Origin of the sequence: Amycolatopsis sp. NPDC049253 (genome assembly GCF_040678995.1) — a bacterium.
In the GTDB taxonomy this organism is placed as follows: domain Bacteria; phylum Actinomycetota; class Actinomycetes; order Mycobacteriales; family Pseudonocardiaceae; genus Amycolatopsis.
This window is the reverse complement of the sequence record NZ_JBFAQX010000033.1, coordinates 53119-71854: the sequence shown is the minus strand read 5'-3', so window position 1 is coordinate 71854 and position 18736 is coordinate 53119. Positions and strand designations below refer to the sequence as shown.

Here is an 18736-nt window from a genome sequence, read left to right as displayed (position 1 = left end):
AGCCCGGCTCGTCCGTCGGCGCGGATCTTCCTCCGGATGGGCGGTTTCCTGGACGTTGAGATGGGGGCCTGCTGGATGACTTTGATCATCCGCGGTGACGAGAGAGGCGCTGAGGTCAGCAACGTCCTGCGCGCTCGGAGTCGGTTACCGGAGCGATCCGATCGACCAGCGGCCCGCCGGCTTGCAGGAGCGCCTGCAGGCTTTCCAACGGCTCCGGAACGAGGCTGTACCAGCTCCAGGTGCCGCGGCGTTCGCGGGTGAGGATGCCGGCGGAGACGAGGACGCGCAGGTGGTGGCTCAGCGTGGGCTGGGGCATGTCGAACTCTTCGGCGAGGTCGCAGAAGCAGGCTTCGCCGCCGGGCGAGTGGCGGATGAGGGACACGAGCCGGATGCGCAGCGGGTCGGCGAGGGCCTTGAAGAGCTTGGCCGCGTCGGTGGCGTCGGTGGCGGTGACGACGGCGGCGGGCTCGGCGAGCAGGAGGGTCACCCGGATCGGGGTCCTGTGCTGGTGCTCGACCGTCATGCGCCCTCCCGCCGTGTCGTGCGTGTCTCTCCTCTGACCATACCGCGTGGATTGACAAAGTTCGATCCAATCGCGTTCAATTGGATCGAGATAAGTCAATCCAAGGAGAGCGTCATGGTGCAGCCTTCGCGAGGCCTGCCCGCGCACGAGGCGGACGCGCAGGTCGAGCGCATCGTGGACGAGCTGGCCGACCGGTTCCGCGGGACGTTCGCGCGGGAGATGGTCGCGCGGTTCGTGCACGAGTCGTACGCGTTGCTGGAGGCGACGGCGACGGTGCAGGCCCACCTGCCGGCGCTCACGGCCCGCTTCGCCCGCGAGCGGCTGCTGGATCGCGGGCGCGCGACGGGTTTGGTGCGGGTCGAAGTGCCGCAGGTGCTGTTCGTCTGCGTGCACAATGCGGGTCGGTCGCAGATGGCGGCGGCGATGCTGGATCACCACGCGTTCGGGCGGGTGTCGGTGCGCTCGGCGGGCTCGCGTCCGTCGCGGGGGATTCCCGAGGTGGTCACGGAGGCGATGGCCGAGCGGGACATCTCGCTGACGTGCGCGTATCCGAAGCCGCTGACCGATGAGGTGGTCCGCGCGGCCGACGTGGTCGTGACGATGGGCTGCGGCGACGCGTGCCCGATCTACCCGGGGCGCCGGTACCTCGACTGGGAGGTGCCGGATCCGGACGGGCAGCCGCTGGCGGTGGTGCGCCACATCCGCGACGAGCTCGACTCCCGCGTGCGCGGGCTGCTCGGCGAGCTGTCTTCATGACGTTCCCTGGTGCTGGAAGGAAATCGACGGTGACCCGAGTGCCCGAAGTGCTGTTCGTGTGTGTCCACAACGCCGGCCGTTCGCAGATGGCGGCAGCATTGCTGCAGCACCACGCCCTGGGCCGGGTCGCGGTCCGTTCGGCGGGTTCGGAGCCGGCCGACAAGGTCAACCCGGCCGCCGCGCAGGCGCTGGCGGAGTGGGGGCTGGACATCGCCGCGGAGATCCCGACGAAGTTGTCGACCGCCGACGTCGAGGCGTCGGACGTGGTGATCACCATGGGCTGTGGTGACACGTGCCCGGTGTTCCCGGGCAAGCGCTACGAGGACTGGCCGCTGGACGACCCCGCGGGCCAGGGCGTGGACGCGGTGCGCCCGATCCGCGACGAGATCGACCGGCGGATCCGCGGCTTGCTGGCCGAACTGCTCGACGCCTGACCCCGACCTGACGTTGCGACTTCCTGGAGGCCTGCTCCGTGACCCAGACCGCTGACAACCGAACAACCCCGGCCCAGGGCGAAGTCCTGCGCCAACTGTCCTTTCTGGACCGGTTCCTGCCGGTGTGGATCATCGCCGCGATGGCGCTCGGGCTGCTGCTGGGCAGTGTGATTCCCGGGCTGCAGGGCGTGCTGGACGCGGTGAAGATCGGGCAGGTGTCGCTGCCGATCGCGCTCGGGCTGCTGCTGATGATGTACCCGGTGCTGGCGAAAGTCCGCTACGACCGGCTCGACACGGTCACCCGCGACAAGCGCACCATGGTGCTCTCGCTGGTGCTGAACTGGCTCGTGGGCCCGGCGCTGATGTTCGCGCTGGCGTGGCTGCTGCTGCCGGACCTGCCCGAGTACCGCACCGGGCTGATCATCGTCGGCCTCGCTCGCTGCATCGCCATGGTGATCATCTGGAACGACCTCGCCTGCGGCGACCGCGAAGCCGCCGCCGTGCTGGTCGCGATCAACTCGGTCTTCCAGGTGATCATGTTCGGTGTACTCGGCTGGTTCTACCTCGACGTGCTGCCCGGCTGGCTGGGCCTGCAAAGCCAGAGCATCTCGTTCTCTCCGTGGGAGATCGCCCTGTCGGTGGTGATCTTTCTCGGGATCCCGCTCGTGGCGGGCTACCTCTCGCGCCGGATCGGGGAGCGCACGAAGGGCCGCGAGTGGTACGAGAGCAAGTACCTGCCCAAGGTCGGGCCGATCGCGCTGTACGGGCTGCTGTTCACCATCGTCATGTTGTTCGCGTTGCAGGGGGACAACATCACCTCGCGCCCGCTGGACGTCGTGCGGATCGCCCTGCCGCTGCTGGCCTACTTCGCGATCATGTGGGGCGGCGGCTACCTGCTGGGCAAAGCCGCCGGCCTGTCCTACCCGCGCACCACGACACTGGCCTTCACCGCGGCGGGCAACAACTTCGAACTCGCGATCGCGGTGGCGATCGGCGTGTTCGGGGTGACGTCCGGGCAAGCGCTGGCCGGGGTGGTCGGGCCGCTGATCGAGGTCCCGGTGCTCGTCGCGCTGGTGTACGTGAGCCTGTGGCTGCGCAAGCGCTGGGCCGACAAGGCCGTCGACGCGCCGAAGTGAGCAGCGCAGACGTTGTCGTGATCAGCGGCGGGCCGCTCCACCACCGTCACCGCCGTATCCACAGTAGACGGAGTGGTGGCGCCGGTTCGTGCCGATTATGAGCGGCAATGTGTTCACGGGCCGGCAGTTGCACACCGTGGATTACCGCAATGTCGCCGAGTTCGCCGGGCAGCGCGTGGTGGTGGCCGGCGGTGGACGGGTGCGCAGATCGCCGCGGACCTGACGACCACGGCGAAGGTGACGCGGCGTCCGCCCCGCTTCCTGCCCGACGACATCGACGGGTGCGCCTTGTTCGACATCGCCACCCAGCGGCGCTCGACACCGGTCTCCGCGACACCGACGGGGTAGCGGCACTGGGTGACATCGTCGCGGTTGGGTCCATTCGCCGCACCCGCGACGTCGGCCGGCTGCGCCCACTTCCCATGCTCACCCGGCTGGCCCAAGCGGGACCGGTGTGGTCCGACGGCACCCGGCGACGCGCCGACGTGGTCGTCTGGTGCACCGGGTTCCGTCCCCGCCCTCACGGTGCAGGTCGCCACGCACGCGTGGACCCAGCAGCACGGCGACTGACCTGTGTTTGCGAAGATCACCTCGTGCCCGACTCGACGCCTGCGCCCGACGCCTGTTGGGCGCCGTTGTCGGCCGAGGACGCCGCGGGTCTGGCGACGGGGTTCAAGGCTTTGGGGGACCCGGTCCGGTTGCGGCTGCTCTCGCTGATCTGCTCCAGCGGCTACGACGCGCGCGTGGGCGATCTGGCCGCGGCGTTCACAGTGTCCGGGCCGACGATCTCCCACCACCTGAAACTGCTGCGCGAAGCCGGCCTGGTCGAGGCCGAGCGCCACGGCACGTCGATCCGTTACACGGCACGGAGTGAAGCACTGGACATGCTGGCCGACCGGCTGGCCGCACCGCCATCCTGCCAGCTCACGGAATTCTCCGCGCGGGAGCGCCGGCCGGCGCCAGGACGGCCGCGGCGACGTTGACCGCGGCGAGGACGAGGAACGCGGGGGTGTAGCCGCCGAAGAGCGCGGCGAGGCCGGCGCCGGCGAACGGGGCCAGGGCCATGGTGATGGTCATCGGCGCCGAGAGCAGCCCGTTGAGCCGGCCGTAGTGCGCCGCGCCCCAGCGGTCAGTGATCGCGGTGGCCTGCAGCAGGGTGAACACCCCGCGCGCCATCCCGGCGACGATCGCGGCGGCGATCAGGGCCGCGGTCGAGGTGAGCACGCTCAGCAGCGCGGTGGTGAGCGAGGTGGCCAGCAGGATCAACGCCGTGCGGGTCCGCACGCTGGTGCGCCGGGTCAGGGTGGCGTAACCGAGCCGGCCCAGTACCTGTCCGGCGCCGCCGAGTCCGAGCGCGACCGCGGCCGTACCCGCGCTGACACCGCGTTCGATCATCAGCGGCACCAGGTTGACCACGACCGCGAACACGGAGAACGTCGCCAAGCTCAACGCCACCACCAGCGTCAGGAACGCCCCGCTGCGCGCGACCTGCGACGGATCGGCGTGCTCGGGTGCCTCGGCGTGGTGCTCGACCTGTGGCCAGGGCCCGCGCAACCCCCAGAGGTGCCCGGGAACCGTGATCACCGCCAAGACGGCGAGCAGCACGAGGTAGGTGTGGCGCCAATCCAGATGCGCCGCCAGCAGCGCGGTCAGCGGGGCGAACACGGTACTGGCGAGCCCCGCGGCAAGAGTCAGCACGGTGAGCGCCGACACCCGCCGCGGCCCGTACCAGCGGGTCAAGGCGGCGAATGCGGGCGGGTAGAGCACCGCGCTCATCGCCAGCCCGGCCAAGGCCCACGCGGCGAGGAACCACCCCAGGTTCTGGGCGGTCGCGATCAGCACCACCGCCGGCACCGCCAGCACAGATCCCGCGGTCATCACCGCCCGCGGGCCCCGCCGGTCAAGCCACCGCCCGACCGCGATCCCGGCCAGGGCGGACACCAGCTGCGCCCCCGACAGCGCGGCGATGACCGCCGGCGCCGGCCACCCCGTGTCACGGCTGATGTCCGGCGCCAGCACCGGAAACGCGTAGTAGAGCACGCCCCAGCTGGTGATCTCGGTCAGGCACAACACCGCCAGGACCCGGCGCAGCCCCGACGCCCGCAACGTCGCCGCGTGTGCGGTGGTGTCACTCGGCACCGCTCAGTTCCCGCGCGTGGGCGGCGCCGACAACGTCAGCACCTCCGGCTCAGCCGCGGAACCGCAGCACCCACCGGCGCCGGAGTCCTGCTCGTCGAACAGGCCGGCACCCCCGCAGACGCCGGTCTCGGCCAGGATCAGCTCCACCCGCGCCGCGGCCTCGTGGTCCCCGGCCAGCTCGGCGGCGATGCTGCGCACCTGCTCGTAGCCGGTCTGGGCGAGGAACGTCGGTGCGCGGCCGTAGCTCTTCATCCCGGCCAGGTAGAAGTCCTGCTCCGGGTGCGCGAGCTCCTTCGCCCCGTGCGGGTAGACCGTGCCGCACGAGTGCACGTTCGGGTTGACCAACGGGGCCAGCCGCACCGGCGCCTGCAACGTCGGGTCCAGCTCCAGCCGGATCTCCGAGAGCCATTCGAGCTGCGGACGGAACCCGGTCAGCGTCACGACCTCGTCCACGTCCTCGAGTCGTTGCCCGGCCGCCGACACCAGCGTGAGCCGCCCTGCGGCGTCGCGCTCGACGGTCTCGGTGCGGAACCCGGTCACCACGCTGATCAGCCCGGACTCCACCGCGGCCCGCGCGCGCATCCCCAGCGCGCCGCGCGCCGGCAACTGGTCCGCGTCGCCGCCGCCGAAGGTGTTCCCGATCCCGCCGCGCCGCAGCACCCAGCTGATCCGCGTCGCCCGGTCCTGCTCGGCCAGCCCGGACAACGCCACCAACGCCGTCAGCGCCGAATGCCCGCTGCCGGCCACCACGATGTGCCGGCCCGCATACCGGGCCCGCGTCGCGGCGTCGGCCAGATCCGGCACCCGGTAGGTGATCCGGTCCGCCGCCGCGGCCTCCCCGATCCCCGGGAGCCCTTCGCCGCCGAGCGGGTTCACGCCGACCCAGGTGCCGGACGCGTCGATCACCGCCCGGGCGAAGATGCGCTCCTCGCCGCCATCGACGCTCCGCACGTGCACGGAGAACGGCTCGGCTTCCCGGCCGCTGTCGACCACGCGATCCCGGCCCCGGCGCGCCACCCCAACGACTTCCGCGCCGAACCGCACCCGCTTACCCAGTACGTCCGCCAGCGGCTGCAAGTAGGACTCGGCCCACTCCCGCCCCGTCGGATAACCGCTGGTGTCCGGGCGCATCCATCCGGTCGGCGCCAGTAGCCGGCCCGCCGCCGGGTCCACCAGCTCCGACCACGACGAGAACAACCGGACGTGGTTCCACTCTGCAACCGCAGCCCCTGCGCGCCCACCGCGTTCCAGGACCAGCGGCTCCAGTCCCCGCTCCAACAGCTGCGCAGCGGCCGCCAGCCCCACCGGACCCGCACCGACGACCACGATCGGGTATTCGCTCATCCCCAACACTCTCCATCGATCCCGCTCGATTAACTCGAGCCAGAGAGTATCGACCGAAATCGATGGATGCAACCATCGATTCGGATCGATATACTGACGAGCATGCCGATTGCGCTGCCCCAGGCCCAGGTCCTGCCCACCGCGGATGCCACCACCTACGCCGAGTGGTTCGCCTGTCTGGCCGAGCCCGTGCGCGTGCGGCTGCTCCACGCCATCGCGACCACCCCGCGCGGCCTCACCGTCGGCGCGCTCACCGAGATCCTCGGCACCAGCCAGTCCACGACGTCGCATCACGTGCGCAAGCTCGCCGACGTCGGGTTCGTGCACCTGGAGAAGGTCGGCACGGCCACCGTCGTCACCGTCAACGAAGCCTGCTGCTCCGGGCTCCCACACGCCGCCGACGCCGTCATGGGCCTGCTCGGCCCACGCCCCTGCTGCCCCGACGACGTGCCCGCCGACGTCACCGTCCGCGCCCTCGAACCCGGCGACTGGGCCGCTGTGCGCCGCATCTACGCCGAAGGCCTCGCCACCGGCAATGCCACCTTCGAAACCACCGTCCCCACCCGCGCCAGCCTCGACGCGAAATGGCTGCCCGAGCACCGCTGGATCGCCGAAGCCGACGGCCAGGTCGTCGGCTGGACCGCCGCCGGCCCCGTGTCCTCACGCGACTGCTACTCCGGCGTCGCCGAGACCTCGGTCTACGTCGCCGAAACCCACCGCGGCCGCGGCGTCGGCAAAGCCCTGCTGCGCAAGCAAGTCATGGCCGCCGACGATGCCGGCCTCTGGACCCTGCAAACCTCCATCTTCACCGACAACCGCGCCAGCCTCGCCCTGCACCACTCCGCCGGCTACCGCACCGTCGGCATCCGCGAACGCATCGCCCAACGCGACGGCACCTGGCACGACACCGTCTTCCTCGAGCGCCGCAGCGCCGTCAACTGACCGGATGATGACTGGCGGGCGCGGAGCGGATTCACGCGGTCGGTTGACTCAATCGGCATTCGAAGTGCATCAAGAGATCAGCGCGGGCTCAGTCTATTCCAAGTAAAGATTGGCGTGGGGTGAGCGGGGCGACGTTGGAATCTCTTCGATGTGATCCTTGGGATCGAATTCGTGCGGCCGTGGAGGATAGGTTGAAAGATCAATTTGCATCGCGAGGTCGACCCCGGGGTATCCAGAACGGTGGCTCGATCGTCGCGCGGTCGAGCAGCCGCACGAGATCGTCGCGCGCGGGCGCGGCGAGCGGGGTGGCGACCAGGTTGATCACCGAGCGGGCCGCGAGCCACAGCTTGGTGATCGCGTTGCGGGCGGCGTTGGTGAGGCGGTTGTCCGGACCGAAGAGCCTGGTGTCACTGGCGAGGCCCCGGTCGACACTCGCCGACTGCAACAACGAACGTTCGAAGGGGACTCCGGAAAGGATTCGACAACCCAAAACGGCGCGGCGCCGAAGGCCCGATTGCTCTGGCGCGGTGAAGGCATGACCAGCCGGTCACGGACCCGCCCCGGAACACCGTCAGAACCGGGTCAGACGAGCACCGGTCACTTTCAAGGACGGCAAACCAGACAGTACAGCGGTTCTCGGCGGCAGGGCGGTTGCGTTGTCCACACAGGAGTGTCGGGCGTGAGCCCGCCGGGAGTTGCCGCGACACCGTCCAGGGCTTCCTCGTCGATCCGGCGATCAACCCTGGCGTACCTGATGCGGCGACAAGTCGTCACCGGACGGTCATTGGTAGGCGACGCGCCGCAACAGGCTGATCAGCTTTTCCTGTTCGGCGGGGGACAGCGGGGCCACCAGGTCGCGCTGAACGGTCTGGACCGCGGGCGTCACCTCGGCGAGCGTGGCGCGCGCGAGGTCGGTGAGCGCCAGGAGCTTGCGCCGGCGGTCGGTCTCGTCGCGGGTGTCGAGCAGCCAGCCGCGCCGCCGCAGTCGGGCCACGATGTCCGCCGCGCTCGACTTGTCGAGCGAGGCCATTTCGCCGGCGGCGGTCTGGTCGATCGCCGGGCGCCAGACGAGGCTGCACAGCAGCGCGTACTGCGATGGTGTGAGCTGGGTGCCGACGTGCCGGCTCCAGAGCGCGCCGTGGACTTGCTCGGCCCGCCGGATGAGGTGGCCGGGCGTCGAGCTGAGCCGCAGTACCTCGACGTCCTTGTCCTCGTCCTTGCCTCCGGTGGGTACCTGCCCCTGGTAGGCCACTCGGCCCAGCAGCCGGCCGAAGCTGCGTCGCAGGTTGGGGCCCAGTGGGTGCAGCAGCCGGTCCTGCACCGTCTCGACCCGGGCGGTGAGGTCGGGCAGCATCGCCTTGGCCGAGGGGGTCAGCGACAGCAGGTACCGGCGGCCGTCGCCGGTGTCGCGGTCGCGCCGGATCCAGTCCTTGCGCCGCAGCCGGTCGACGATGTCGGCCGTCGTCGACTTGTCCAGTGACGCCGCGCGCCCCGCGGTCACCTGGTCGACCCCCGACCGGCGGCTCAGTGCGCTCAGGATCGCGTACTGCGGGCCGGTGACTTCGGTGCCGACCTCGGCCGACCACAGCGCCGTGTGCGCCTGCTGGGCGCGGCGGATGAGGTGCCCGGCCGTCGTGTCGGGTGGCAGTACGAGGGTGACCGGACCCGGGGGAGGTGGGCTGCTGCCGATGGCGGTGTTTCGCACGAGAGTCCCCTTCTTGACCGGTTCACTGTAGCGGACCGAGATCGGCCGTGTCCGTACTATCTCCGCTCGCTCGACGCCCGTGGTTGCGCCGCAAAGCCCTTGACTGTCACGAAACCAGCGTCTAACGTCCGTTTCATAGTACGTATACGTACTAATTCAGCTTCTCTCGTGGCATGCGGAGGGAAACCCCCATGGCGACATCTCGCTTCACGGATCAGGACAGCCGGCTGGACGAGCTGTACGGCGAAGTGGCGGCAGCCGATCTCCAGCCGTTGTGGAAGCTCTCCGGCCTGCTGACGCCGGAGCCGGTGCCCCGGACCGTCCCGTACCGGTGGCGGGCCGAAGCGCTCAGCGGGCTCGCGGCTCGCAGCGGCGAACTGGTCGGCATCGACCGGGGCGGCGATCGCCGGGTGCTGGCCTGCGCGAATCCCGGTCTCGGCGGTGCGCCGTACGCGACCTCCACCATGTGGGCCGGGATGCAGTACCTGGGTGCGGGGGAGCGCGCGCCCGCGCACCGGCACACCCCGGCGGCCCTGCGGTTCGTCCTCGCCGGCGAGGGTGCCTGGACGCTGGTCGACGGCGACCCGTTGCGCATGGCGACCGGTGACCTCGTGCTCACCCCGAGCATGACCTTCCACGAACACCACAACCCCGGCGCCGAGCCGATGATGTGGCTGGACGTGCTCGACTTGCCGGTCGTCGCCGCGCTCGACGCGGTGTTCTTCGAGGAGGGCGCCGACGCCCAGGGAAGCTCGAGCAGCGATCCGGCCTCGGCCGCCGAACGGCTCTGGGGCGCTGGTCCCGGCCTCGTGCCCGGCGGGCTCGGCAAGGCGCGGCACGAGGCGGCGCACTCGCCGCTGCTGGTGTACCGGCGCGCCGACACCGACCGGGCGCTCGCGGCGCAGCTGGCCGCCACCGGCGCGAGTGAGGCGCAGATCCGCTACACCAATCCGCAGACGGGCGCCGACGTCATGCCCACGATGCGCTGTGAGATGCGGCGCGTGCGCGCCGGCAGCCGCAGCCGCACGACCCGGCAGGCGGGGTCCCGGGTGGGAGCGGTGCTGGCCGGCACCGGCGAGGTGCTGATCGGTGACCAGCGCTTCGAGCTCGCGCCGGGTGACGTCTTCGCGGTGCCGTCGTGGGCTCCCTACGGCCTTGCCGCCGAGGAGCACCTGGACGTCTTCAGCGTCAGTGACGCACCTGTGCTGGAAGCGCTGGGCCTCTACCGCGAACGGGAGTGCTGAGCGCATGGCGACGACACCACTGCCCACGTTGATCGTCGGTGGCGGTATCGGCGGGCTGGCCGCGGCGCTGTCCGTGGCCCGTGCCGGGCGCGAGGTCCACCTGCTCGAACGCGCGGCCGAGTTCACCGAGATCGGCGCCGGCCTGCAGTTCGGCCCGAACGCGATCCGGATGCTCGACCGGCTCGGCCTGCTCACCGAGCTGCTCGACGTCGCGGTGCTGCCACGGCACGGTGTGATGCGGCACGCGATCACCGCCGACCCGCTCACCACACTGGATCTCGGCGGTGCCTTCCGGGAGCGCTACGGCTACCCCTACGTGGTGGTGCACCGCAGTGATCTGCTGTCCATTCTGGTCGAAGCCTGCCGGGCGGAACCGTTGGTGCGGCTGGAGAACAACCGGGTCGTCGCCGAGGCGTGGGCCGACGAGGACAGCGCCGGTGTGCGCTGCGAGGACGGCGCCACGTACCGCGCCGAGCTGCTCGTCGGCGCCGACGGGCTGCACTCCGTGGTGCGCAAGCTGGTCTCCGTCGACCAGCCGGTGCCGAGCGGATTCGTCGCCTACCGCGGCGCGCTGCCCATGAGCGAGGTGCGGACCGAGGTCAGCAACGACGACGTGGTGCTGTGGGTGGGACCCGGGCTGCACCTCATCCAGTACCCGGTGCGCCGCGGCGAGCTGTACAACCAGGTCGCGGTGTTCCGCAGTGACAGCTTCGGCCGCGGCGACGAGCCGGTGGGGCCGGTCGAAGAGCTGTTCGGCCGGTTCGGCGAAGCGTGCGAGGAGGTGCAGCGGCACGTCTCGCGCATCGAGACCGGCCGCTGCTGGCCGATCTACGACCGGGACCCGCTGCCCACGTGGGTGCACGGCCGGGCGGTGCTCCTCGGCGACGCGGCGCATCCGATGCTGCAGTACCTCGGCCAGGGGGCGTGCCAGGCCCTCGAGGACGCGCTGGCGCTGGGCGAAGCGGTCCGCGGGAGCGGCACCGACATCGGGAAAGCCGTGAAGTCCTACGACGCCGTCCGCGTCCCCCGCGCGGGGCTGTGCCAGACGCGGGCGCGGCTGTGGGGCCAGGTCTGGCACACCGGCGACCCGGTCACGCTCGGACTGCGCGACCGGTACATGCGCGCCCGGCGGCCGGACGACTACAGCGAGCTGGACTGGTTGTACGCCGCCGAATCCGCCGTCCTTTCGTCCTGATCGGCACGACACCGAGGAGCCGACAATGAAGTTGCTCAGTTACCGCGGCCGCGACGGCCTCGACCGGGTCGGCGTCGTCGCCGGCGGCGTGGTGCGCGAGGTCTCGCCGGACCGCACCGCCGGACCGGCCGGGCTCAGTCCGATGCGCCGCCTCATCGTGGCGTCCGGGTCTCCCGCGGCGGACCTCCCGCTCGTCGGCGGTCCCGGCGTCCCGCTCGACGAGGTCCGCGTGCTGCCGCCGGTGCCGGATCCGACCAAGATCGTGGCCGCGCCGGTGAACTACGTGGACCACCAGGCCGAGATGAGCCAGACCGTGCACGTCGGCTCGCTCGGCGTGTTCCTCAAGGCGCCTTCGTCGCTGGTCGGTGCCGGCGACGTGGTCCGCCTGCCCTACAGCGACCGCCGGTTCGACCAGGAGGGTGAGCTGGCCGTGGTGATCGGCCGCACGGCCCGCGGGGTGCCCGCGGCCGACGCGCTGTCGCATGTGTTCGGCTACACGTGCCTGCTCGACATCACCATGCGCGGCGGGGAGGATCGCTCCACCCGCAAGTCGTTCGACACCTTCACGCCGATGGGGCCCTGGCTGGTGACACCGGACGAGGCCGGTCCACTCGAGACACTCCGGCTGACCTGCTCGGTGAACGGCACCCTGCGCCAGGACGCCGACGTCCGCGACCTCATCTGGGACGTGCCCGCGCTCATCGAATACGTCTCGTCGGTGATGACTCTCCACCCCGGTGACGTCATCAGCACCGGCACGCCGGCCGGCGTCGGGGCCATCCACGACGGCGATTCGGTGACCGCCGCCGTGACGCGGGTCGGCGAGCTGACCGTCGGCGTCAGCGCGACCGGTGCCGTCACCTGCCCGACCCTGGGCGCGGGGGCGGGCCCGGTGCCGCCGGCCGAGCTGACCCCGGTCCGCGCTCGTACGGCGAACTGATCCGTTTTTCCCGGCCGCTCAAGCCAAGTCGGAGGTGCACCATCACTACCACGGAGATTTCCGGGCAGCCGATCCCCGAGTACCCGATGTCCCGCCCGCCGGGCTGTCCGTTCGACCCGCCCGCCGAGTTCCGCGAGCTGCGCGCGGACGAGCCGATCTCCCGCGTGCGGTTGTGGGACGGCAAGATCGCCTGGCTGGTCACCCGTTTCGACGACGTCCGCGAGGTGCTGGCCGACCCGCGGTTCAGCGCGGACATGACCAACCCGGGGTTTCCCAGCCACAGCGCGGGCGTTTCCGTGACCCGCCAGAAGCACCCCACGTTCCTGAACATGGACGACCCCGAGCACGCCAGGCACCGCCGGATGCTCACCCGGGACTTCATGATCAAGAGGGTCGAGGGACTGCGGCCGCGCATCCAGCGGCACGTCGACGAGCTGCTCGACGAGTTCACGGCCGGCCCACAGCCCGCCGACCTGGTCACCGGATTCGCGCTGCCGGTCACCTCGTCGGTGATCTCCGAACTGCTCGGGGTCCCTTACGAAGATCACGAGTTCTTCCAGCGGCAGAGCGGATTGCTCATCTCCGGTGAGACCGGTGCGGACGAGGCGTTGGAGGCGTTCGCCACGATCCGCGAGTACCTCGGCGGCCTGGTCGAGCGCAAGGCCGCCGAGCCCGCACCGGACGTGATCAGCCACCTGCTCGAAATCGAGCGGGCGGGGGGCCTGAGCCGTGACGAGCTGATCAACATGCTCAACCTGCTGCTGCGCGCCGGGCACGAGACGACCGCCAACATGATCGCGCTCGGGACGCTGGCGCTGCTTCAGAACCCCGCCCAGCTCGCCGCGCTGAAGGCCGACACTTCACCGGCGGCAGTGGCGAACGCGGTCGAGGAGTTGTTGCGCTACCTGACGATCACACACTACGGCCGGCGGCGCGTCGCGCTCGAGGACGTCGAGGTCGCGGGCACGCTGATCCGCAAGGGCGAGGGCGTGGTGGCAGCCAACGACTCGGCCAACCGCGACCCGGAGGCGTTCGTCGGCAACCCCGACGAGCTGGACCTGTCCCGGTCCGCGCGGCACCACCTCACCTTCGGCTACGGGGTCCACCAGTGCCTCGGGCAGCCGCTGGCGCGCGTCGAGCTGCAGGTGGTGTACCCCACGCTGCTGCGGCGCCTGCCGGATCTGCGGCTCGCGGCGCCGGTGAGCGAGCTGCCGTTCAAGACGAAGAACGTGTTCTACGGGCTCTTCGCGATGCCCGTCGAGTGGTAACGGAGCCAGGACATGAAGGTCGAAGTGGAAGCCGACAAGTGCATCGCGTCGGGGCAGTGTGTGCTGTTGTCCGACGCGGTGTTCGACCAGCGTGAGGACGACGGGATCGTCGTGCTCCGCGTGAACGACGTGCCTTCGTCCGAAGAGGACGCCGTCCGCAGCGCCGAGCGGATCTGCCCCGCGCGGGCGATCCGCCTGGCCGCGTCCGGCGGGTGAGCGCGGACATGAGAGCGGTGGTGGTCGTCGGAGCGGGCGCGGCGGGGCTCACTGCGGTGGAGACGCTGCGCGAGCACGGGTTCGACGGCCGGCTGACCCTGATCGGCGCGGAGTCCCATGCCCCGTACGACCGGCCACCGCTGTCGAAGCAGGTGCTGCTCGGTTCCTGGGAGCCGGACCGGCTCGCACTGCGCCCGCCCGGCAGCTACGCCGAGCTCGGGCTCGACACCCGGTTCGGCCGGCAGGCAACCGGGCTGGACCTGTCCGGCCGCCGCGTCCGGCTCGACGACGGCACGGCGGTGGCGTTCGACGCGCTCGTGATCGCCACCGGGGTGCGGCCGCGGCGGCTGCCCGGCGCCGAGGGCGTGTATTACCTGCGCACGGTCGAGGACGCGGTGCTGCTGAGGGAACGGCTGCGCTCGGCTCGGCGCACCGTCGTGGTCGGCGCGGGGTTCCTCGGCGTCGAGATCGCGGCGGCCGCCCGGTCGCTCGGCTCGACCGCCACCGTCGTCGATCCGTTGCCCAGTCCCATGATCCGGCAATTCGGGCCGGCACTGGGCGAGCTCGTGCGCGCGGCGGGTGAAGAACGCGGCGTGGAGTTCCGGATGGGCGTCGGGGTCACGACCGCGGACGCCGGATTGGTGCGGCTGGACGACGGCACGACGCTCGCGGCCGACGTCGTGGTCGCGGCCGTCGGCGCCGAACCGGCCACGGAGTGGCTTGCCGGCTCCGGGCTCGACCTGCGCGGTGGCGTGCGTTGCGACGCGTTCTGCCGAGCCGCCGACGGCGTCTACGTGGCCGGCGACGTCGCGGCCAACCCCGATCCGGCGACCGGTGCCCACCGCCGGTTCGAACACCGGATGAACGCCGCCGAGCAAGGCCGGCGCGCCGCGCTGAACCTGCTCGGGCACGACGAGCCGTTCGCGCCGTCGCACTTCTTCTGGACCGACGCCGGCGACATCCGGATCCAGGCCGCCGGCACCTTCGCCGACGGCGAGCTGACGGTCGTCGACGGCTCGGTGGCCGACGGCAAGTTCGTGGCCGCCCACGCGGCGGGCGGCCACGTGACCGGCGTCCTCGGCTGGAACAACCCCCGAGGGTTCACCCGGGCCCGAGGCAGGCTCGGTGCCCCGGCGGGGGAAGGGAAAAGCACGGAAGGGAAAGTGCTGACATGACCACCGGCCGGATCGACACCCACCACCACATCGTCCCCCCTGTGTGGGCGGACGCGCTGCGCACGAGCGGCTACTTCGGCGGGCAGGCCACGCCGGCGTGGAGCCCGGCCGCGGCGCTCGAGCTGCTCGACGAGCTCGGCATCGCGACGGCGGTCGTTTCCGTCGGGCGTCCCGGCGTGCACCTGGGCGGCAGCGCCGCCGACACGCGGAAACTGGCACGGCAGGTCAACGAGTACTCCGCCGGGCTGGTCCGCGATCACCCCGGTCGCTTCGGGTTCTTCGCCTCGGTACCACTGCCCGATGTGGACGGTTCGCTCGCCGAGGTGGCCTACGCCTTCGACGAGCTGCACGCCGACGGCGTGATCCTGCTGGCCAATGTGGACGGTGTGTACCTCGGCGACCCGGTGTTCGACCCGCTGATGGCCGAATTGGACCGGCGGGCGGCCGTGGTGTTCGTCCATCCGACCGCGCCGCCCGGCCCCGCGGTGCCGGGCGTGCCGCCCTTCGCCGCCGACTTCTTGCTCGACACCACCCGCGCGGCGCTCAACCTGGTGCGCCACGGCGTGGTGGCCCGGTCGACCCGGATGCGGATGATCCTCTCGCACGCCGGCGGGTTCGTACCGTACGCGGCACACCGCATGGCCAGTCTCACCGAGGGCGCGGCGGGGCACGTCGTCACGCGCGAGAACTTCCTGCGCGACCTGCGCACGTTCTACTTCGACACGGCGTTGTCCGCCAACGCGGACACCTTGCCGAGCCTGCTCGCGTTCGCCGGTCCGGACCGCGTGCTCTACGGCAGTGACTGGCCCTACGCCCGCGGCGACAACTCCCAGTACTTCACCGCGCAGCTGGACGCGTATCCGCTGTCCGAAACGCAGCGCGCCGCCGTCAACCGGGGCAACGCGCTCGCACTGCTACCGCGGGTGTCCGAAGCGGACACGGCGAGTATTTCCCAGTAATAACAACGAAAAACTGTGTCCGTGCGCGCGAGCGCGGCGTACGATACGGGCACACTTCTTCTCCCGGACGGGCGATTTCCGCGGCCCCGCAAGGACTTTGATTCGTTTCACCGGCGAAACGGAGCCAACCGTGAAGTATCGACGCAAACTCGCGTGCCTGGTGCTCACCGGGGCCATGTTCCTGTTGTCGGCGTGCGGGGCGCTGAGCGCGACCAACACGCTCGGTGGCGGGTCGACCGGCGGCCTGATCCCGATCACGGCGGGGGTCGCGGCGTCGCAGTCCTCCACCGCGATCCTGGTGGGAGAGCAGCACGGGTTCTTCGCGCAGAACGGGATCGATCTCACCATCGGCCGCGCGGCCACCGGTGCCGGAGCGATCACCCAGGTCATCAACGGCCAGCAGCAGGTGGCGCTCGGCGGGATCTCGCCGGTCGTGATCGCGGCGGCCTCGCACATCCCGGTGCAGATCGTGTCGGGCGCGGTCGCCGATCGTCCCGCCGCGGCCGGGGCGCAGTACCAGACCATGGTGGCGGGCGGCAGCCCGATCCGGTCCTTCAAGGACCTCGCGGGCAAGACGGTCGCCGTGAACTCCCTGAAGTGCTGCTGGGAGTTCTGGATCCGCGAGGCGATCGAGAAGGACGGCGGCGACGCCTCGTCCGTCCACTTGGTACAGCTCACGTTCCCCGACCAGATCACCGCCCTCGAACAGGGCAAGGTCGACGCGATCAGCACCGCCCAGCCGTACGCGACAGCTTTGCGGAAGAAGGGTTTTCGGGACATCGGTGACTCGCCGGCCGTCGCGTTCGCCGATCCGGACGCCGACAACACGGTGTTCTTCATGGCCAAGTCCTTCATCGACCAGCATCCCGGCATCGTGGAAAGGTGGCGCAAGGCGGTGCGAGAGTCCAGTGAGTACGCCAACGCACATCCCGACGAGACCCGCGAGGCCATCGTGAAGCAGACGAAGGCCGATCCCGCCCTCGTGGCACAGGCCCCGCTACCGCTCTACACCGCGGACGTCAGCCGCCAGGTGATCGAGAAGGAAGCGGCGTTCACGGTCAAGTACGGAGTGGTCTCGGCCGCGCCCGCGTACGGAACGTACGTCGTGCCGTGAGCACCCAGCCGACCCCCACCGGCCTGGCCCCCGCGCCCGCCGGATTCGACGCACCGACGCCGGCGGCCGCCCCCGCCCGCCGGGCTTCCCGGCCGTGGCTGCTGCGCGGACTCCCGTGGCTGACCACGCTCGGCATCCTCGTGCTGTGGGAACTGATCGCCCGCGCCGGCTGGCTACCGCCGGAGGTGCCGTCGATCAGCGCGATCGGGGCGGCGCTCGTCGAACTGGCTCCCACCGCGGGGTTCGTCCACGCCCTGATGGCGACGCTGGAGCAGGTCGCGGTCGGTCTGGCCGGCGGTGTGGTCGCCGGCCTGGTCCTCGGTGTCGCGCTCGGCGCCGTGCCGCTGCTGTACCGGCTCGTGCACTACCCGCTCGACTTCCTGCGTTTCGTGCCGGCCGTGGTGTTCCTGCCGCTGATGCTCCTGTTGCTCGGTGCCACCCCCCGGGTGTCGACTCTGCTCGGCATGGTCGGTGCGCTGTGGCCGATGCTCTTCCAGACCTTCTACGGGGTCAGCGGCATCAACGATGTGCTGCGCGACAGCGCCCGCGTGTTCGGGTTGCGGGCCCACCAGCGCCTCGGGCACGTGGTGTTGCCCGCCGTGGCGCCGTTCGTGGCCACCGGGGTGCGGCTCGCCGCGTCGCACGTGCTGGTCGTGGTGGTGGCGGTCGAGATCATCGCGTCGGTGCGGGGGATCGGGGCCGACATCGCCGTCTACGCCTCCAACGCGGTCTACCCGAGCATGTACGCGCTGGTGTTCGTCGTCGGCGTGCTCGGTGTCCTGGCCAACGTCGGACTGCTCGCGATCGAGCGGCGTGTGCTGCGCTGGCACATCTCCTACCGTGAGGAGGCCAGATGACTTCGATGGTGCGTCCGCGCCGGGCCCGGCGCCGGTTCGCGGTGTGGCTCGTCTCGCTCGTCGTCCCGGTCGCGGCCCTGCTGACCTGGTGGTTCGCCTCGCTGGGCAGCACCTCGCCGTTCTGGCCGTCGCTGCGTTCGATCCTGGTGTCGTTCCAGCAGCTGTGGCTGTTCAGCCGGTTCGCTTCCGACGTGCTGCCGAGCGTCGGCCGGATGCTGCTGGGCTACTGCATGGCCGTGGTGCTCGGCGTCGCGCTGGGTGTCCTCTTCGGACGGTTGCCTCTGCTGCACCGGGCGTTCGACCCGGCGCTGCAGTTCTGCCGGGCCCTGCCCGCCACGGCGCTGGTACCGGTGAGCATCGTGCTGCTCGGGATCGGTGACCTGCCGAAGATCGTGCTCACCGCGTTCGTCACCGTCTTTCCGGTGCTGCTCAACACCATCGACGGGGTGCGGGCAGTCGACCGGGAGCTCGAGGATGCCGCGCGGTCCTACCGGCTGACCCGGGCGCAGCGGGTGCTGCACGTGCAGTTGCCCGCCGCCGCGCCGAACATCCTCGCCGGGATGCGCATCGCCCTGACCGTGGCGTTCGTGATGATGGTGGTGACCGAGCTCGTGGCGGCGACCAACGGGATCGGGTTCGTCACGTTGCAGGCGCAGCAGAGCTTCGAGGTGTCCCAGATGTGGGCGGGCATGCTCCTGCTCGGGATCCTCGGCGTGCTCTTCAACGGCGCCTTCGTGCTGGTCGAACGCCGGCTGCTGCGCTGGTACACCAAGGATCGGGAGAGCTGAC

20 protein-coding genes are annotated in these 18736 nt (G+C 70.9%); 15 read left to right on the top strand and 5 right to left on the bottom strand.

Annotation, left to right across the window (positions count from 1 at the left end; genetic code table 11):
- Positions 1-115 precede the first annotated feature (115 nt).
- A complete protein-coding gene (locus AB0K15_RS41070) occupies positions 116-523 on the bottom strand; it encodes a metalloregulator ArsR/SmtB family transcription factor (RefSeq protein WP_364063954.1) in 408 nt (135 codons plus the stop codon).
- Between the two features lie 114 nt (positions 524-637).
- On the opposite strand from AB0K15_RS41070, the gene AB0K15_RS41065 reads away from it, so the two are divergent.
- The 4 genes from AB0K15_RS41065 to AB0K15_RS41050 all read left to right on the top strand — a co-directional run bounded on the left by AB0K15_RS41065 (position 638) and on the right by AB0K15_RS41050 (position 3832).
- Positions 638-1279, top strand: a complete 642-nt coding sequence (locus tag AB0K15_RS41065; RefSeq protein ID WP_364063951.1) for an arsenate reductase ArsC — start codon at positions 638-640, stop codon at positions 1277-1279.
- 29 nt (positions 1280-1308) lie between these two features.
- Positions 1309-1713, top strand: coding sequence for an arsenate reductase ArsC (locus AB0K15_RS41060; RefSeq protein WP_364063948.1), 405 nt, complete (start codon positions 1309-1311; stop codon positions 1711-1713).
- A gap of 38 nt (positions 1714-1751) precedes the next feature.
- A complete protein-coding gene (gene arsB / locus AB0K15_RS41055; protein WP_364063941.1) occupies positions 1752-2849 on the top strand; it encodes an ACR3 family arsenite efflux transporter in 1098 nt (365 codons plus the stop codon).
- 593 nt (positions 2850-3442) lie between these two features.
- Positions 3443-3832, top strand: coding sequence for a metalloregulator ArsR/SmtB family transcription factor (locus AB0K15_RS41050; protein ID WP_364063938.1), 390 nt, complete (start codon positions 3443-3445; stop codon positions 3830-3832).
- Here AB0K15_RS41050 and AB0K15_RS41045 read toward each other — a convergent pair.
- Both AB0K15_RS41045 and AB0K15_RS41040 read right to left on the bottom strand, forming a co-directional pair.
- Positions 3774-4988, bottom strand: coding sequence for an MFS transporter (locus tag AB0K15_RS41045; protein WP_364063935.1), 1215 nt, complete (start codon positions 4986-4988; stop codon positions 3774-3776). The two genes, AB0K15_RS41050 and AB0K15_RS41045, sit on opposite strands and share 59 nt — an antisense overlap.
- Positions 4989-4991: 3 nt before the next feature.
- Positions 4992-6332 carry an NAD(P)-binding domain-containing protein gene (locus tag AB0K15_RS41040; RefSeq protein ID WP_364063932.1) on the bottom strand — a complete coding sequence of 447 codons (1341 nt, stop codon included), beginning with the start codon at positions 6330-6332 and terminating at the stop codon, positions 4992-4994.
- 102 nt (positions 6333-6434) lie between these two features.
- On the opposite strand from AB0K15_RS41040, the gene AB0K15_RS41035 reads away from it, so the two are divergent.
- Positions 6435-7274: a GNAT family N-acetyltransferase gene (locus tag AB0K15_RS41035; RefSeq protein WP_364063929.1), complete on the top strand. Its 840-nt coding sequence runs from the start codon at positions 6435-6437 to the stop codon at positions 7272-7274.
- A gap of 199 nt (positions 7275-7473) precedes the next feature.
- On the opposite strand, the gene AB0K15_RS41030 is transcribed toward AB0K15_RS41035, so the two are convergent.
- Together AB0K15_RS41030 and AB0K15_RS41025 are read right to left on the bottom strand one after the other, a co-directional pair.
- Positions 7474-7719, bottom strand: a complete 246-nt coding sequence (locus AB0K15_RS41030; RefSeq protein ID WP_364063926.1) for a hypothetical protein — start codon at positions 7717-7719, stop codon at positions 7474-7476.
- 336 nt (positions 7720-8055) lie between these two features.
- A complete protein-coding gene (locus AB0K15_RS41025) occupies positions 8056-8979 on the bottom strand; it encodes a MarR family transcriptional regulator (protein WP_364063923.1) in 924 nt (307 codons plus the stop codon).
- Between the two features lie 191 nt (positions 8980-9170).
- Here AB0K15_RS41025 and AB0K15_RS41020 point away from each other — a divergent pair, with 191 nt between their 5' ends.
- The 10 genes from AB0K15_RS41020 (at position 9171) to AB0K15_RS40975 (ending at position 18735) form a co-directional block, all read left to right on the top strand.
- Positions 9171-10223 carry a cupin domain-containing protein gene (locus AB0K15_RS41020; RefSeq protein ID WP_364063920.1) on the top strand — a complete coding sequence of 351 codons (1053 nt, stop codon included), beginning with the start codon at positions 9171-9173 and terminating at the stop codon, positions 10221-10223.
- Between the two features lie 4 nt (positions 10224-10227).
- Entirely contained in the window at positions 10228-11418 is a 1191-nt protein-coding gene (locus AB0K15_RS41015) for an FAD-dependent monooxygenase (protein WP_364063917.1), read from the top strand.
- Positions 11419-11443: 25 nt separating this feature from the next.
- Entirely contained in the window at positions 11444-12358 is a 915-nt protein-coding gene (locus tag AB0K15_RS41010; protein WP_364063914.1) for a fumarylacetoacetate hydrolase family protein, read from the top strand.
- 86 nt (positions 12359-12444) lie between these two features.
- A complete protein-coding gene (locus tag AB0K15_RS41005) occupies positions 12445-13626 on the top strand; it encodes a cytochrome P450 (protein ID WP_364063911.1) in 1182 nt (393 codons plus the stop codon).
- Positions 13627-13638: 12 nt separating this feature from the next.
- Positions 13639-13842, top strand: coding sequence for a ferredoxin (locus AB0K15_RS41000; protein ID WP_364063908.1), 204 nt, complete (start codon positions 13639-13641; stop codon positions 13840-13842).
- Positions 13843-13850: 8 nt separating this feature from the next.
- Entirely contained in the window at positions 13851-15017 is a 1167-nt protein-coding gene (locus AB0K15_RS40995; RefSeq protein WP_364063905.1) for an FAD-dependent oxidoreductase, read from the top strand.
- Positions 15014-15976, top strand: coding sequence for an amidohydrolase family protein (locus tag AB0K15_RS40990; RefSeq protein ID WP_364063902.1), 963 nt, complete (start codon positions 15014-15016; stop codon positions 15974-15976). The genes AB0K15_RS40995 and AB0K15_RS40990 overlap by 4 nt, the downstream gene beginning before the upstream one ends.
- Positions 15977-16106: 130 nt before the next feature.
- Entirely contained in the window at positions 16107-17090 is a 984-nt protein-coding gene (locus AB0K15_RS40985) for an ABC transporter substrate-binding protein (RefSeq protein ID WP_364063898.1), read from the top strand.
- Entirely contained in the window at positions 17087-17947 is an 861-nt protein-coding gene (locus AB0K15_RS40980) for an ABC transporter permease subunit (protein WP_364063892.1), read from the top strand. The genes AB0K15_RS40985 and AB0K15_RS40980 overlap by 4 nt, the downstream gene beginning before the upstream one ends.
- Positions 17944-18735 carry an ABC transporter permease gene (locus AB0K15_RS40975; protein WP_364063889.1) on the top strand — a complete coding sequence of 264 codons (792 nt, stop codon included), beginning with the start codon at positions 17944-17946 and terminating at the stop codon, positions 18733-18735. Before AB0K15_RS40980 ends, AB0K15_RS40975 begins: the two co-directional genes overlap by 4 nt.
- The last annotated feature ends 1 nt before the right edge of the window (position 18736 follow it).